At 31.5% G+C, this 302-nt stretch carries 1 pseudogene; it reads left to right on the top strand.

The window, feature by feature from the left end:
- Positions 1-302 (top strand): annotated as a pseudogene (locus TY19_RS00425) (IS982 family transposase); the annotation flags it as partial.

Below are 302 nucleotides of genomic sequence, written 5' to 3'. Positions count from 1 at the left end.
TATTGTACAATTGATGATTTCTGGAAATCTTTCAAGCAAGAATGGGAAAAACACCTTATAGAATCTGGAAAGCACAAAAAGGGCCCAGAATCTGTGTTATCTCCAGCTGAAATGATGACCATCATCGTTTTATTTCATCAATCAAATGACAGAACTTTCAAACACTTCTATAACTACATTAATTTTTATTTAAGAAATGAATTTCCAAAATTAATAAGCTATGATCGATTCGTTTACTTAAAGAAAAATATGTTTGTTCCTTTATTTGCTTACCTCATGCACAGAAAAGGTAAAGTGACGGG

Origin of the sequence: Candidatus Protochlamydia sp. R18, from assembly GCF_000648255.1 — a bacterium.
GTDB classification, from domain to species: Bacteria; Chlamydiota; Chlamydiia; order Chlamydiales; family Parachlamydiaceae; genus Protochlamydia; species Protochlamydia amoebophila.
The sequence above is the reverse complement of the archived record's forward strand: the minus strand, read 5'-3'. Positions and strand labels throughout refer to the sequence as shown.